The sequence below is a fragment of the Vibrio sp. R15-SG3-ISO1B genome (assembly GCF_059833835.1).
In genome coordinates this window covers 79,859-92,805 of the sequence record NZ_JCBDGG010000051.1, presented here as the reverse complement: position 1 = coordinate 92,805, position 12,947 = coordinate 79,859, and the positions used below count along the sequence as shown (strand labels likewise).

The 12,947-nt window shown below is 50.9% G+C and carries 14 protein-coding genes; 3 read left to right on the top strand and 11 right to left on the bottom strand.

Annotation, left to right across the window (positions count from 1 at the left end; all coding sequences use genetic code 11):
- The first annotated feature begins 47 nt into the window (after window positions 1–47).
- Both dapA and bamC read left to right on the top strand, forming a co-directional pair.
- Window positions 48–926, top strand: a complete 879-nt coding sequence (dapA, locus tag AC6R0S_RS16645; protein WP_500628592.1) for a 4-hydroxy-tetrahydrodipicolinate synthase — start codon at window positions 48–50, stop codon at window positions 924–926.
- 52 nt (window positions 927–978) lie between these two features.
- Window positions 979–2,004, top strand: a complete 1,026-nt coding sequence (bamC, locus tag AC6R0S_RS16640) for an outer membrane protein assembly factor BamC (RefSeq protein WP_500631857.1) — start codon at window positions 979–981, stop codon at window positions 2,002–2,004.
- 99 nt (window positions 2,005–2,103) lie between these two features.
- Here the strand turns inward: bamC and AC6R0S_RS16635 are convergent, their stop codons facing one another.
- Entirely contained in the window at window positions 2,104–3,429 is a 1,326-nt protein-coding gene (locus AC6R0S_RS16635) for a Na+/H+ antiporter family protein (protein WP_500638396.1), read from the bottom strand.
- Window positions 3,430–3,465: 36 nt separating this feature from the next.
- Window positions 3,466–4,113, bottom strand: a complete 648-nt coding sequence (rnt, locus tag AC6R0S_RS16630) for a ribonuclease T (protein WP_334551149.1) — start codon at window positions 4,111–4,113, stop codon at window positions 3,466–3,468.
- A gap of 195 nt (window positions 4,114–4,308) precedes the next feature.
- On the opposite strand from rnt, the gene motY reads away from it, so the two are divergent.
- The gene (motY, locus tag AC6R0S_RS16625; protein ID WP_334551147.1) at window positions 4,309–5,190 is read left to right on the top strand and encodes a flagellar protein MotY; all 882 of its coding nucleotides are present in this window, start codon (window positions 4,309–4,311) and stop codon (window positions 5,188–5,190) included.
- A 97-nt stretch (window positions 5,191–5,287) separates the two neighbouring features.
- Here motY and AC6R0S_RS16620 read toward each other — a convergent pair whose 3' ends face one another.
- The 9 genes from AC6R0S_RS16620 to rsxA all read right to left on the bottom strand — a co-directional run bounded on the left by AC6R0S_RS16620 (window position 5,288) and on the right by rsxA (window position 12,910).
- On the bottom strand, window positions 5,288–5,725 hold the full coding sequence (locus AC6R0S_RS16620) for a DUF2753 domain-containing protein (RefSeq protein ID WP_500638395.1): 438 nt from the start codon (window positions 5,723–5,725) through the stop codon (window positions 5,288–5,290).
- A gap of 111 nt (window positions 5,726–5,836) precedes the next feature.
- Window positions 5,837–6,253, bottom strand: a complete 417-nt coding sequence (gloA, locus tag AC6R0S_RS16615; protein ID WP_334551144.1) for a lactoylglutathione lyase — start codon at window positions 6,251–6,253, stop codon at window positions 5,837–5,839.
- Window positions 6,254–6,264: 11 nt separating this feature from the next.
- A complete protein-coding gene (gene nth, locus AC6R0S_RS16610; protein WP_334551142.1) occupies window positions 6,265–6,906 on the bottom strand; it encodes an endonuclease III in 642 nt (213 codons plus the stop codon).
- 25 nt (window positions 6,907–6,931) lie between these two features.
- Complete coding sequence (locus AC6R0S_RS16605) at window positions 6,932–7,618, bottom strand: electron transport complex subunit E (RefSeq protein WP_334551141.1); 687 nt, start codon at window positions 7,616–7,618, stop codon at window positions 6,932–6,934.
- Window positions 7,611–8,246, bottom strand: coding sequence for an electron transport complex subunit RsxG (rsxG, locus tag AC6R0S_RS16600; RefSeq protein WP_500633259.1), 636 nt, complete (start codon window positions 8,244–8,246; stop codon window positions 7,611–7,613). The genes AC6R0S_RS16605 and rsxG overlap by 8 nt, the downstream gene beginning before the upstream one ends.
- Before the next feature lie 8 nt (window positions 8,247–8,254).
- On the bottom strand, window positions 8,255–9,301 hold the full coding sequence (gene rsxD, locus AC6R0S_RS16595; RefSeq protein WP_500638394.1) for an electron transport complex subunit RsxD: 1,047 nt from the start codon (window positions 9,299–9,301) through the stop codon (window positions 8,255–8,257).
- Entirely contained in the window at window positions 9,301–11,736 is a 2,436-nt protein-coding gene (rsxC, locus tag AC6R0S_RS16590) for an electron transport complex subunit RsxC (RefSeq protein ID WP_500638393.1), read from the bottom strand. Before rsxC ends, rsxD begins: the two co-directional genes overlap by 1 nt.
- Window positions 11,737–11,744: 8 nt before the next feature.
- Complete coding sequence (rsxB, locus tag AC6R0S_RS16585) at window positions 11,745–12,329, bottom strand: electron transport complex subunit RsxB (RefSeq protein WP_334551134.1); 585 nt, start codon at window positions 12,327–12,329, stop codon at window positions 11,745–11,747.
- On the bottom strand, window positions 12,329–12,910 hold the full coding sequence (rsxA, locus tag AC6R0S_RS16580; protein WP_334551133.1) for an electron transport complex subunit RsxA: 582 nt from the start codon (window positions 12,908–12,910) through the stop codon (window positions 12,329–12,331). The genes rsxB and rsxA overlap by 1 nt, the downstream gene beginning before the upstream one ends.
- Between the last annotated feature and the right edge of the window lie 37 nt (window positions 12,911–12,947).

Below are 12,947 nucleotides of genomic sequence, written 5' to 3'. Positions count from 1 at the left end.
TCCCCATACAGTAACATGCGATAAGTATCGAAATTAGGGAGAGAGACATGTTTTCAGGAAGTATCGTCGCGTTAATTACACCGTTTAATCAAGAAGACGAAGTCGATTACGCGAGTCTGAAAAAACTGGTCGAATACCACATTGCTGCGGGCAGCAGCGGTATTGTTGCGGTAGGTACGACGGGTGAATCATCGACGTTATCGATAGAAGAGCATGTCAAGGTTGTACTCAAGACGCTGGAATTCGCGGATGGCCGTATTCCTGTTATAGCAGGCACAGGCGCGAACGCAACCCACGAGTCAGTCACCTTTAGCCGCCTATTGAATAATACGGGTATCGCCGGTTGTCTGAGCGTTACACCATACTACAACAAGCCAACACAAGAAGGTTTGTACCAGCACTACAAAGCGATCGCTGACGTCAGCGAAGTGCCGCTGATCCTATACAATGTACCGGGTCGTACTGCGGTAGACCTTAAACCTGAGACGGTTGCTCGCCTTTCTGAAATCGACAACATCGTTGCATTAAAAGATGCGACCGGTGATTTGAGTCGAATTGCGATTCATCGTGAACTTTGTGGCGAAGATTTTATCTTACTAAGTGGTGATGACTCGACGGGTTTGGATTTCGTCAAAATGGGTGGTCAAGGTGTGATTTCTGTGACCAACAATATTGCGGCTGCGGATATGGCGACCATGTTCCGCTTAGCCAGCGAAGGCAAATACGATGAAGCGGAAGTCATCAACCAACGTTTGATGCCTTTGCACAAGAATCTATTTGTGGAGTCAAGCCCGATTCCGGTCAAGTGGGCGGCGCATAAGTTGGGTCTGATTGACCACGGTAGCCTAAGATTGCCGCTGACAGAGCTGTCAGACAACGCGCAGCCGATTGTATCGCAAGCCATGACGGATGCGGGCATCTACTGATTTAGGATAACTGCCGAAGCTTAGCTTCGGCTTTGATTTCTTAGGAGTTTCAATGAAATTGTCTCACCAGCTAGTTGTTAGTTCACTAGCTGTTTTTGTTTTAAGCGCCTGCTCAGGCAGCGCCACGCAGCGTCGCCAAGCCAAAGACGACTTTGAGTATCTCAATGCCCCTGATTTAACCGAGTGGACGTTACCGGCGGGCGCAGAGCCTCAGTTTTACCCCAACTACCAAATTCCTCAAGGTGAGTTTAGCGGTGGAATTGGTCGTGAAGTGGATATCCGCCCTCCCCAGCAGGTCCTAGCCTTGATTCCTGGCGCGCGAGCAGAGCGCAAAGAAGGGGAAACGACATTATGGCTGCTACGCGAAGACGAACTGGATCGCGTTTGGCAAACTGCGCAAACCATGCTGAGTGAGCGCAACATCGGTATCGTAGAGCAAACGGCAGACCATATTGAAACTGATTGGGTGACATGGAATTCTGCTGATGAAGATGTGGAACTCAGCTCTCGCTACGATATCTCTCGTCTTGTGGCAAACAACCGCTACGGCTTCAAAATTTCTCTTATCGATTGGCGCGAAGGCGGTAAATCTATGCCTGTTACTGCGACCAATAAATCTCGCTACAACGCATTGATGACCAATCTTGTCACCGCTCGCTATGATTTGGACTTGCGTGAAGAAGCGACGCGTAAAGCGCAAGAGCTGGTTAAACAGATCCCTATTACAATGGGCCGAGATCGCAGTGGCTTCCCGGTTATCATCGCTCGTACTCCATACGATGTCCTATGGCAGCGTTTGCCAGAATTGCTACCTAAGATGGGCTTTACCATCGAAGCGCGCAACCAATCTCAAGGCACCATCAAGGCCAAGTATGCCTCACCGGATGATGCGTTTTGGGATGATATCGGAGTGAAACCGACCGAGCTGAAAGCGGGAACTTATACCTTCCTCTTTGGCGATCTTGGGAACCGTACGTCCATCAACATTACCGATTCATCGGATGCCCCTGTGAATGAAGAGTTGTTGAAAGATATGGCGCCAGTGCTGGCGGCGGTGGCAGAAAAACATGCCAAATAGGTGTTGTCTGCATCATCCAAACGTAAAAAAGCTGACCTAGAGTCAGCTTTTTTGATCTTAATTGTCTTTAGATTTTCATTTATCCAAAGACCAACGCGTTTAGAGCGTCATCGCGGCAATCCAGCCAAAGACGATCAATGGGATGTTGTAGTGGATAAAGGTCGGGACAACCGTTTCCCATACGTGCTCATGTTGCCCATCGGCATTCAGGCCAGACGTCGGGCCTAAGGTCGAATCAGAGGCCGGAGAGCCTGCATCACCAAGCGCTGCCGCCGTACCGACAAGGGCAACGGTCGCCAGTGGTGAAAAACCAAACGCAGCAGCAAGTGGAACGTAAATGGTGGCGATAATAGGAATAGTGGAGAAAGAAGAACCGATCCCCATGGTGACTAATAGGCCAACAATGAGCATCAGAAGCGCAGCGAGCGGTTTGTTGTCACCAATGCTGGTAGAGAGTGCTGCAACCAAAGATTCAACACCACCGGTTTGCTTCATGACCGCGGCAAAGCCTGCGGCTGCAATCATGATGAAGCCAATCATAGCCATCATGTGCACACCCTTAGTAAAGACATCCTGAGTTTCACGCCAGGCAATCACACCACCAAAGGTAAAGACCATAAAGCCAGCTAGGGCACCGACAATCATTGAACCGGTCGAGAGCTGAACCGTCAATGCCGCGATAATACCCAATGCGGCAGTCAGAACGTTCTTCTTGTCCACTTGGGTGGTGTTCTCTTCCACATGCGTCAGCTCCGTCTCTTTGTAGATTCGAGGCTTACGGTAGCTGACAAAAATAGCCGTGATCAGACCAAACACCATACCCGCAGCAGGGAGCAGCATCGCCATAGGCACTTGGCTTGCGGTGACAGACTCAAGACCGTTGTCGTGCAAGTTTTTCAGCAAGATGTTGTTGAGGAAAATGCCACCAAAACCGATCGGCAACACCATGTATGGCGTGACCAGGCCAAAAGTCAGCACACAGGCAATCATGCGGCGGTCAAGGTTCAGTTTTGCAAATACGCCTAGCAAAGGTGGAATAAGAATAGGGATGAAGGCGATATGGACAGGAATGACGTTTTGCGATGACATGGTCACTAGAATCAGGGCAACCAGCACGGCGTACTTAAGGCCAAGTGACGCATTGGCATTCTCTTTACCATGAATGCGTTTGATCACGCTGCTTGCTAGAAGGTCGGTGATGCCGGATTTTGAAATCGCAACGGCAAACGTACCTAGCATCGCGTAGCTCAGTGCAATCGTTGCGCCGCCACCTAGACCACTTTCAAACGCGGAAACCGCCTCATTTAAACTCATGCCAGAGACGAGGCCGCCGATGATAGCACTGAATGTCAGCGCGACCACGACGTTCACGCGCATTAGGGCAAGCGCTAGCATAACGCAAACGGAAATAACAACAGGGTTCATAACTTACTCGATAATTGTGTTTACATGTTTTTAGTATTAATCGGCGTCGTCGCTCAGTGGCCAGCCGCCTAGGGCTTTCCATTTATTGACGATGCCACAGAAAAGCTCTGCGGTTTTCTCCGTGTCGTAGAGCGCAGAGTGGGCTTCTTTGTTGTCAAATTCCATCCCTGCGGTTTTACACGCTTTGGCCAGAACAGTTTGACCGTAGGCCAAACCACTTAATGCGGCAGTATCAAAGGTGGCGAAGGGATGAAATGGGACGCGTTTGAGCTTGCTACGTTCGCTTGCTGCCATGACAAAACTGTGGTCAAAAGTGGCATTGTGCGCAACGATGATAGCTCGGCTACAGTCCGCCGCTTTTTGCTCGCGGCGAACGAGCTTATAAATCTCTTTTAATGCTTCGGCCTCTGTCACTGCGCCGCGAAGCGGGCTAAATGGGTCACGAATCCCATTGAATTCTAGGGCTTCTTTTTCTAAGTTCGCCCCTTCAAATGGTTCAACATGGAAGTGAATCGTTGACGCAGGGTGGAGGTCGCCATTTTCATCCATACGTAAGGTGACCGCGCAGATTTCCAAGAGGGCATCGGTTTGGGCGTTAAATCCTGCGGTCTCGACGTCGATCACCACTGGGAAATAGCCTCGAAAGCGTTTTTTAAGCGTCAATGCTTCGTTTTCTGAACTCATGTTGGTCTATTGTTATGTGACAGGGGCAGCATTATTGCAGATTCTGTCAACAAGAAAAACCGTTAATCTCTTTGATGGCGACGCTGTGGAATGAAAGTGTTGGCGAGCTTTTTGCATTATTCTCACCAAAGTCATGCAGACAGAGTGACAAGCGGCAACGCCAGTCACCCAGCAGTATTAGAGATGAAGCATACTATGAACAAATTCTACGTTGCCTGTTTAGGGCTAGTCATTGCCGGTTTTGAAGCGAACGCCTTTGCGCTTGAGAAGCGCTATGTGGCAACGCCGATGCAGTCAACCTGGCAAATGGTTGCCAATACGCCGCTAGAATGTAAGTTGGTTCATCCTATCCCAAACTACGGCGATGCGGTGTTTTCTTCCCAAGCCAGTAAAAAGATCAATCTGGACTTTGAGTTGAAGATGAAACGGCCAATGGGGCAGACAAGAGACGTTAGCTTAGTGTCGATGCCTCCAGCTTGGAGACCCGGCGATGGCGCCAGCCGCATGTCGAGCATTCAGTTTTTTCAGCAATTTGATGGTTACGTTGGTGGACAAACCGCGTGGAGCATTTTGGGTGAGCTTGAAAAGGGGCGTTATCCCACGTTTAGCTATCAAGAGTGGCAAAGTCGTGACGAGCGGGTAGAGGTGGCGTTGTCGTCGGTGCTTTTTCAGCCCACCTACAACGTATTCAGTGACTGTATTGCCAACTTGTTGCCTTACAGCTTTGAAGATATCGCCTTCACCATTTTGCATTATGACCGTTCTAGCGTAGAGCTGAATAAAGCTTCGCAAAAGCGCCTTGCACAAATTGCGGAGTACATTAAACACAACCAAGATATCGACTTGGTGTTGGTATCGACATACACCGACTCGTTAGACAGTAAAGCCGCCAGCCAAAGCTTATCTGAGCAGCGTGCTGAAGTGCTGCAACGTTACTTCCGTTCGCTTGGTTTACCGGAAGACAGGATTCAAGTTCAAGGTTATGGGCGTCGTCGTCCGGTGGCGGACAACGCATCACCGCTTGGCAAAGATAAAAACCGCCGCGTAGTGATTTCTCTCGGTCGTACCCAAGTCTAAAAGAACAGCGCCAAAATTTGGCGCTGTTTTTGTATCCGCTGCATAGCTTCAGTATGTAAGGTAAAACATGAAGCCAAGTTTTTAGCAAGATAGCCGATCAATTCAGCTTAAACTGTGCGATTAAGTTGCAATTGGTCGCTGTATCGATGTCTTGTACCATGCGAGCGATGGTCGGATTGGGGTGGCGTTTCATAAACTCCACTAACGCCTTTTTACAGCAGCCGATCGAAGAGACAAAGGCGTCACAGTCTGAATTCGGGCATTGAGGGAGCAGCGTCAGCACTTTCTCTGAAGCGAGCTGTAAATACTTCAGTTCATACTTTTCATCGCCCATCGAGCGCCAGAAGGTCGCTAGGTTGTGGCACGAAATCACCGAGATCATCAGTCGGTCTTCGATATCGACATCGACCTGTTCACCCAGTCGTTCGCTCAGTGTTAATGCCTGTTGATAATGCAGAATACTGCGTAAGTGGTCTTGGTCCTTAAACGCGACGTCTGCGAGCAGTGTGTGTTTTTCCCATTCTGCCAGTTGCATGCTTGTCTCTCCTCTCTATGAGAAGGATAAGATTAAGTGATAATCATTATCATGTAAAGCAAATAAAAATGGGCAGCCGAGGCTACCCATAGGTTGAATTGATTGGCACTGTTAGCCTTCAAGCCCTGCTGTCGCTTGCTTGTTTTGAATCAACTCAATCTTGTAACCGTCTGGGTCTTCAACAAACGCGATGTGTGTCGTGCCACCTTTTACGGGGCCTGGCTCACGGGTCACATTGCCGCCAGCGGCTTTGATCGCATCACAAGTAGCGTAGATGTCATCGACACCCACCGCTACATGGCCAAATGCGTTGCCAAGATCGTAACTGTCGGTACCCCAGTTGTACGTTAGCTCAATCACCGCGCCTTGCGACTCATCGCCATAGCCAACGAAAGCCAACGTGTATTGGTATTCTGTGTTTTCGTTTTTACGTAACAGAGACATGCCCATTACGTCAGTGTAGAACTGAATAGATTTGTCGAGATCACCTACGCGTAGCATGGTGTGTAGAATGCGTCCGTTTGACATGTGCCTAGCTCCTAGTTGTCGGGGTAAACTTTCTCTTTATATTCACACAGGTCTTCAATCAAGCAACTGCCACACCTTGGCTTACGGGCCAAACAGGTGTAGCGGCCATGAAGGATCAACCAGTGATGTACGTCGAGTTTGAATTCTTTGGGGACCACCTTAAGCAGTTTCTCTTCTACTTGGTCAACGTTCTTGCCCATAGCGAATTTGGTGCGATTGGAGACGCGGAAAATGTGCGTGTCGACCGCAATGGTTGGCCAACCAAAGGCAGTGTTGAGGACGACATTCGCCGTCTTGCGACCCACTCCAGGTAGTGCCTCGAGTGCCTCACGGTTTTCAGGCACCTCACCGTTATGTTGGTCGAGCAGAATACGACAGGTTTTGATGACGTTTTCTGCTTTTGAGTTAAATAAGCCAATGGTTTTGATGTACTCTTTCACGCCGTCAACACCGAGATCAAACATCGCTTGTGGCGTGTTGGCAACAGGGTAGAGCTTGTCAGTGGCTTTGTTGACACTGACATCGGTGGCTTGAGCCGAGAGGAGAACCGCGATCAGCAGCTCGAAAGGCGTGTTCCAATTCAGCTCCGTTTGCGGGTGCGGATTGTCATCTCTTAGCCTCTGTAGAATTTGAATGCGTTTCTCTTTGTTCATTATTCGCTGACTTCCCGTGTGTTGATTAGCTGGTCACCCGCGCTCGTTCTATCGTTGGTTTGGTTTTTTCTTTGCGCGCGCTCAGTCGACTATCGATGGTGTTTTTAATCGCAATCAGCAGCCCAACGCCGATGAAGGCACCTGGCGGCAGCATTGCCAGCAGGAAATTGCTGTCAAATTGGAACACTTCAATTCGCAGCGCCGTTGCCCATTGCCCTAGCAGCAGCTCTGCACCATCAAATAAGGTACCGTTGCCAAGAATCTCACGCATTGCTCCCAAAATGACAAGAATAATCAGCATCCCCATGCCCATCCAAAAACCGTCTTGAGCGGCAAGAAGTGGCACGTTTTTCGAGGCAAACGCTTCAGCGCGTCCGATGATGATGCAGTTGGTCACGATAAGTGGGATAAAGATACCCAGCGACAAATACAAACCGTAAGCGTATGCGTTCATCAGCAGCTGCACGCAGGTCACTAACGAGGCAATGATCATCACAAAGACCGGAATGCGTACCTCTTTTGGGACATAGTCGCGTACTAAGGAAACGGTCACGTTCGATCCAACCAGAACCAACAGGGTCGCAATCCCCAAGCCAAGCGCATTGGTGACGGTAGAGGAAACCGCCAGTAAAGGGCATAGGCCAAGTAGTTGGACCAGTGCGGGGTTGTTGTCCCACAAACCATTCTTAATCAGTGTTTGATGTTCAGTCACGCGCACCTCCGCAATTGAGCGGTTGAGATTGAATGTCACCACGATGGTCGTTGACATACTCTAACGTATTACGTACCGCCTTGACGACCGCTCTTGGGGTGATGGTCGCCCCAGTAAATTGATCAAATTGCCCGCCGTCTTTGCGCACTTTCCAACTGGCCTGGTTATCCGCAGTCAGCACTTTGCCGGTAAAGCCGAGGATCCAATCTGTGATACGTAAATCAACTTTGTCACCGAGTCCGGGGGTCTCTTGATGGCTCAATACTCGGGTGCCGGTGACGGTACCGTCTTGTTTCACGCCAATAATGAGTTTGATGGAACCGTTATAGCCATCGGGCGCGATGGCTTCAATCGCCATGGCGCTAGGCTCGCCATTTAAGGAAGCGAGGTAGACTGGCATAGGTTCAGCCGTGCCAAGCAGCGGATCCGTCACCAAGGTACAGGCTTGGTAGAGATCATTGTCGTGCAGATCATGTGGGATGACCTGATTGAGTACCGAGAGCAACTGCGCTTGCTCCTGGCGCTGGATCTGATCGGCGGTCAAGTAGTGAGTCAGCGCAACTAAGCCTGTAGAAGCACAGGCAAAGATGGCAAGGATTGCGCCGTTGTTACGTATAGCGTTCAGCATGATACCCCTCAGTGACCGTAAGTTTTGGGTTTGGTGTAGTAATCAATCATGGGTACACACATATTGCCCAGTAGCACCGCAAAGGCAACGCCATCTGGGAAGCCGCCCCACGTTCGAATGATAAAGACCATAGCGCCAATAAAGGCCCCAAATACCAAGCGTCCCTTGACAGTGGTCGACGCCGACACCGGATCGGTTGCGATAAAAAAGGCGCCGATCATGGCTGCGCCAGACAGGAGGTGCAAGATGGGTGAGGCGGTCTCTCCTGGCATGATGAGCATAAAAATGCCGCTCATGGCAGCGAGGCTAGCGAGAAAACTCACAGGGATGTGCCAACTGATGATGCGCAGTTTTATCAGCATCAAACCACCGAACAAATACGCCAAGTTGACCCATTCCCAACCGACGCCGCCTAAACCGCTAAATTGCGCTTGTCGCATCACTTCCACACTGGTATTTCCTGCAAGCAGGCCAGTTTTAAACGCATCGAGTGGCGTGGCCATAGTGATGCCATCGATACCGGTGCGAATTTGTTGTAGCGACAGCCCCTCTTGACTGTAACCGCTAAAGATTAGCGACAAGGTATCGGCAAGGGAGGTGCTGACGGGTTGCAGTGTGCTTGGCGCCATCCAACTGGTCATCTGGACAGGGAAGGAGATGAGCAACACCACGTAGGCGACCATTGCTGGGTTAAAGAGGTTTTGTCCAATACCGCCGTAGAGGTGTTTTGCGATGACGATGGCGAACACCAATCCAATCACCATCATCCACCAAGGGGAAAGAGGCGGAATGGCCACAGCCAGCAACCAAGCGGTCACGATGGCGCTGTTATCACGCAGTGCCGACATGGGTGAGCGGCCACGAACCAGCATCACCACGCTTTCAAGTAGCAGTGCCAGTGCAATGGCAAAAATCAGTTGGATCAAAGTGCCCCAACCAAAAAAGTAGATTTGAGCGGCAAGCCCGGGCAAGGCGCAGACGGCGACCCATTTCATCAAATCCGGCGTGCTTTTACGGCTGTGAGCATGGGGGGAACTTGCGATAAAGAACGCCACTAGTTGTTCTCCTCAGAAGGTTTAGATGATTGTTGGGCGGCTTTACGAGCTTTTGCGCGAGCAATCGCTGCCGCGACTGCGGCTTTTTTCGGATCCTCAGCAGGCTCATTCTTAGCTTGAGTTTCTTCGCTGCTAGAGTCTGCGTCGCTCTCTTGCTGCGCCTTACGCGCTTTGGCGCGCGCAACCGCTGCCGCCACGGCGGCTTTTTTCGGATCCTCAGCAGGCTCATTCTTAGCTTGAGTCTCTTCGCTGCTGGAGTCTGCGTTGCTCTCTTGCTGCGCTTTACGCGCTTTAGCGCGCGCAACCGCTGCTGCGACGGCGGCTTTTTTCGGATCCTCAGCAGGCTCATTCTTAGCTTGAGCCTCTTCGCTGCTGGAGCCCGTTTCGTTCTCTTGCTGCACCTTACGAGCTTTAGCGCGAGCAATCGCTGCCGCGACGGCGGCTTTTTTCGGATCCTCAGCAGGCGCATTCTTAGCTCGAGCGTCTTCGCTGCTGGAGCCCGTTTCGCTCTCTTGCTGCACCTTACGAGCTTTAGCGCGAGCAATCGCTGCCGCGACTGCCGCTTTTTTGGGATCCTCTGCTGGCTTGTGCTCTTCAGGTGTCTCTTCGCTACTGTTACTTGCTAATGCGGCTTTGCGCGCTTTCGCTCTGGCCACAGCAGCGGCGACGGCGGAAGATTTGTCTGTTTCGCTTTGCTCATCACTTTGAGTGGTTTCTTGTTGCACTTTCTGCGCTTTTTTCTCGCGGGCTTGACGTTTACGCTCTTCTCGCAACTTGGCCATTTCCGTGTTGTCCGGTTGGTCGCTGCTGCTTGTCGCTTGCTCTCTAGCCGCTTCTTGTTTCGCTTTGGCTCTGGCAATCGCGGCGGCAACCGCTGGCTTGGTTTTGCTGTCTTCGCTTGTGGTTTTTTGCGCTTTCACACGCGCGATGGCGGCGGCGATGGCGTCAGCTCCTCCACTGGCTTTCATCTCGCTGCGACGTTCATCCGCGGCTTTTTTGAAGCGATTCTCACGTTCGGCTTTGTCGCGTTCCATACGCGCTTTTTTCTCTTCAAAGCGGAGTTTGGCACGCTCTGCTGCTTGCGCTTCTTCTTTGCGCGTGCGTATTTCCGCTTTGGCCTGGCGATAATATTGCACCAGTGGGATCTCGCTAGGGCAGACGTACGCACAAGCGCCACATTCAATGCAGTCTTTTAGATTGAGCTCTTCACATTTTTCATACTCTTGCGATTTCGCATACCACTGCAACTGTTGAGGCAATAGTGACGCGGGGCAAACCTCAGCGCACTGAGCACAGCGAATGCAAGCCATTTCCGTACCCGCAGGGGCGATCTCGCGGCGAGTTGGGGCAAGAATACAGTTGGATGTTTTTGTGATGGGCACATTGGCGTGCGGCAAGGTAAAGCCCATCATTGGCCCACCCATGATCAATCGAGGTAGGCGCTTATCTGCTTGATAGCCGAACTCGTCGAGCAGCGCTTGAACTGGGGTACCCAAAGCCGCAAGGACGTTGCGTGGTTGACGAAATGCATTGCCCGTTAACGTAACGATGCGCTCAATCAAAGGTTCACCATCCACAACGGCGCGTTTGATGGCGTACAGAGATCCGACGTTTTGTACCATCATCCCAATGTCCGCTGGGATGCCATCGGCGGGGACTTCTTTGTTAGTCAGCAGTTTGATGAGCTGCTTTTCGCCGCCCGAGGGGTACTTAGTCGGTACGACACGAATGATCAGGTCTTTGTCTTGCGCTGCCGCTTCTAAGGCTGCAATCGCCTCAGGTTTGTTGTCTTCAATGCCGATCACGGTCAGCTTTGGCTTGAGAATATGCTCGACAATCTCGATGCCCGTGATCACCTCTTGTGCAAACTCTCGCATCAAGGTGTCATCGGCGGTGATGTAGGGTTCACACTCAGCGGCATTGATGATCAAAATCTCGGTACGCGAGAGGCCTGATTGAATCTTTTTCGCGGTAGGAAAGCCAGCGCCTCCCATACCAGAAATCCCTGCTAGGCGGATCTTTTCAATCAGAGCTTCTGGAGAGTGTTGGCTGAAATCAGGCCAAGGGGCTTTGTCATACCAGGTGTCTTTGCCATCGGGTTGAATGACAATGCAGGTCTCCGCCAAACCGGAAGGGTGGGCGGTGGTACGAGGCTCAATCGCCGTAATGGTGCCTGAGGTGGACGCGTGCACGGGCAACGTGAACGTGACGTCGTACTTGGTTAACGGCTCACCTTTTAAGACGTGCGCGCCGATATCAACCAGTAAGGTCCCTTCTTTGCCGATGTGCTGTTTGAGAGGCAGCACAATTTCAGTTGGCAACGAGGCGCGAACCAATTCACTGCCCAGCGACTGCTGTTTATTCTCTGGTGGGTGAATTCCCCCAGGAAACTGCCACAGCGTACCTGATTTAATTTGTTCGATTAATGACAACATACCAGTCCTTAATTCACGCTTTTCTGCGCGGAGGCAGAATCGGTAATATCAACAACAGGAATGGCGTCCAGTTGCCACTTCCAGTTCGCTGTAGTGTTTTCTACAGGAATCATTTCAATGCAGTCCGTTGGGCACGGCGCGACACACAAATCACAGCCAGTACATTCATCTTTAATCACGGTATGCAGTGCTTTGGTGCCGCCAACAATGGCATCAACCGGGCAGGCTTGAATACACTTGGTGCAGCCAATACACATATCCTCATGAATAAAGGCGACTTTTTTGACGGCTTCATCTAGGTCATGCGCAGACTCTGTCGCTTCGACACCCATTAAATCCGCCAGCTTCTCAATGGTGGCTTGACCGCCGGGAGGACACTTGTTGATCTCGTCTCCCGTGGCGATCGCTTCCGCATAAGGGCGACAGCCAGGGTAGCCGCACTGGCCACACTGCGTTTGCGGTAAAATCGCGTCGATTTGATCGACGATCGGATCGGCTTCTACTTTGAAGCGGATGGAGGCGAAGCCCAAGATTGCGCCAAACAGCGCAGCAAGCGCGGCAATCGCGATAACGGCAATTAGGATGGCACTCATTACAGCTTCACCAACCCAGTAAAGCCCATAAAGGCGAGAGACATCAGTCCTGCGGTGATCATCGCAATGGACGCCCCTTTAAATGGGACTGGCACATCCGCAGCGTTAATACGTTCACGCATCGAAGCGAACAAAATCAGCACCATAGAGAAACCCACAGCAGCGCCAAAGCCGTAGATAATCGATTGGATAAAGTTGTGGTTTTCATTGATGTTAAGCAGGGCAACACCCAGCACCGCACAGTTGGTGGTGATCAACGGCAGGAAGATGCCGAGTAAGCGGTAGAGTGTCGGACTGGTTTTGTGTACCACCATTTCTGTGAACTGCACGACGACGGCGATAACAAGAATGAAGCTCATGGTACGTAAGTATTGCAACCCAAGCGGCAGCAAGATGTAGTTTTCTACTAAATACGCGCACACGGAAGCGAGGGTTAACACGAACGTCGTCGCGAGCCCCATACCAATAGCGGTCTCTAATTTCTTAGACACCCCCATAAATGGACATAAACCCAGGAATTTTACCAGTACAAAGTTGTTTACCAGCACAGTGCCGACCAACAACAAAAGATATTCGGTCATAGTTATATAATTTAGATATTCCGATCCCGACATTATC

Excerpts from the sequence above, each read along its gene's own strand:
- rsxA (WP_334551133.1), bottom strand. The coding sequence starts at position 12,910 with ATGACCGAATATCTTTTGTTGTTGGTCGGCACTGTGCTGGTAAACAAC.
- AC6R0S_RS16620 (WP_500638395.1), bottom strand. The coding sequence starts at position 5,725 with ATGCAACTGGCAGAATGGGAAAAACACACACTGCTCGCAGACGTCGCG.
- nth (WP_334551142.1), bottom strand. The coding sequence starts at position 6,906 with ATGAACAAAGAGAAACGCATTCAAATTCTACAGAGGCTAAGAGATGAC.
- bamC (WP_500631857.1), top strand. The coding sequence starts at position 979 with ATGAAATTGTCTCACCAGCTAGTTGTTAGTTCACTAGCTGTTTTTGTT.
- AC6R0S_RS16635 (WP_500638396.1), bottom strand. The coding sequence starts at position 3,429 with ATGAACCCTGTTGTTATTTCCGTTTGCGTTATGCTAGCGCTTGCCCTA.
- dapA (WP_500628592.1), top strand. The coding sequence starts at position 48 with ATGTTTTCAGGAAGTATCGTCGCGTTAATTACACCGTTTAATCAAGAA.
- rsxC (WP_500638393.1), bottom strand. The coding sequence starts at position 11,736 with ATGTTGTCATTAATCGAACAAATTAAATCAGGTACGCTGTGGCAGTTT.
- rsxB (WP_334551134.1), bottom strand. The coding sequence starts at position 12,329 with ATGAGTGCCATCCTAATTGCCGTTATCGCGATTGCCGCGCTTGCTGCG.
- rsxG (WP_500633259.1), bottom strand. The coding sequence starts at position 8,246 with ATGCTGAACGCTATACGTAACAACGGCGCAATCCTTGCCATCTTTGCC.
- motY (WP_334551147.1), top strand. The coding sequence starts at position 4,309 with ATGAACAAATTCTACGTTGCCTGTTTAGGGCTAGTCATTGCCGGTTTT.
- gloA (WP_334551144.1), bottom strand. The coding sequence starts at position 6,253 with ATGTCAAACGGACGCATTCTACACACCATGCTACGCGTAGGTGATCTC.
- rnt (WP_334551149.1), bottom strand. The coding sequence starts at position 4,113 with ATGAGTTCAGAAAACGAAGCATTGACGCTTAAAAAACGCTTTCGAGGC.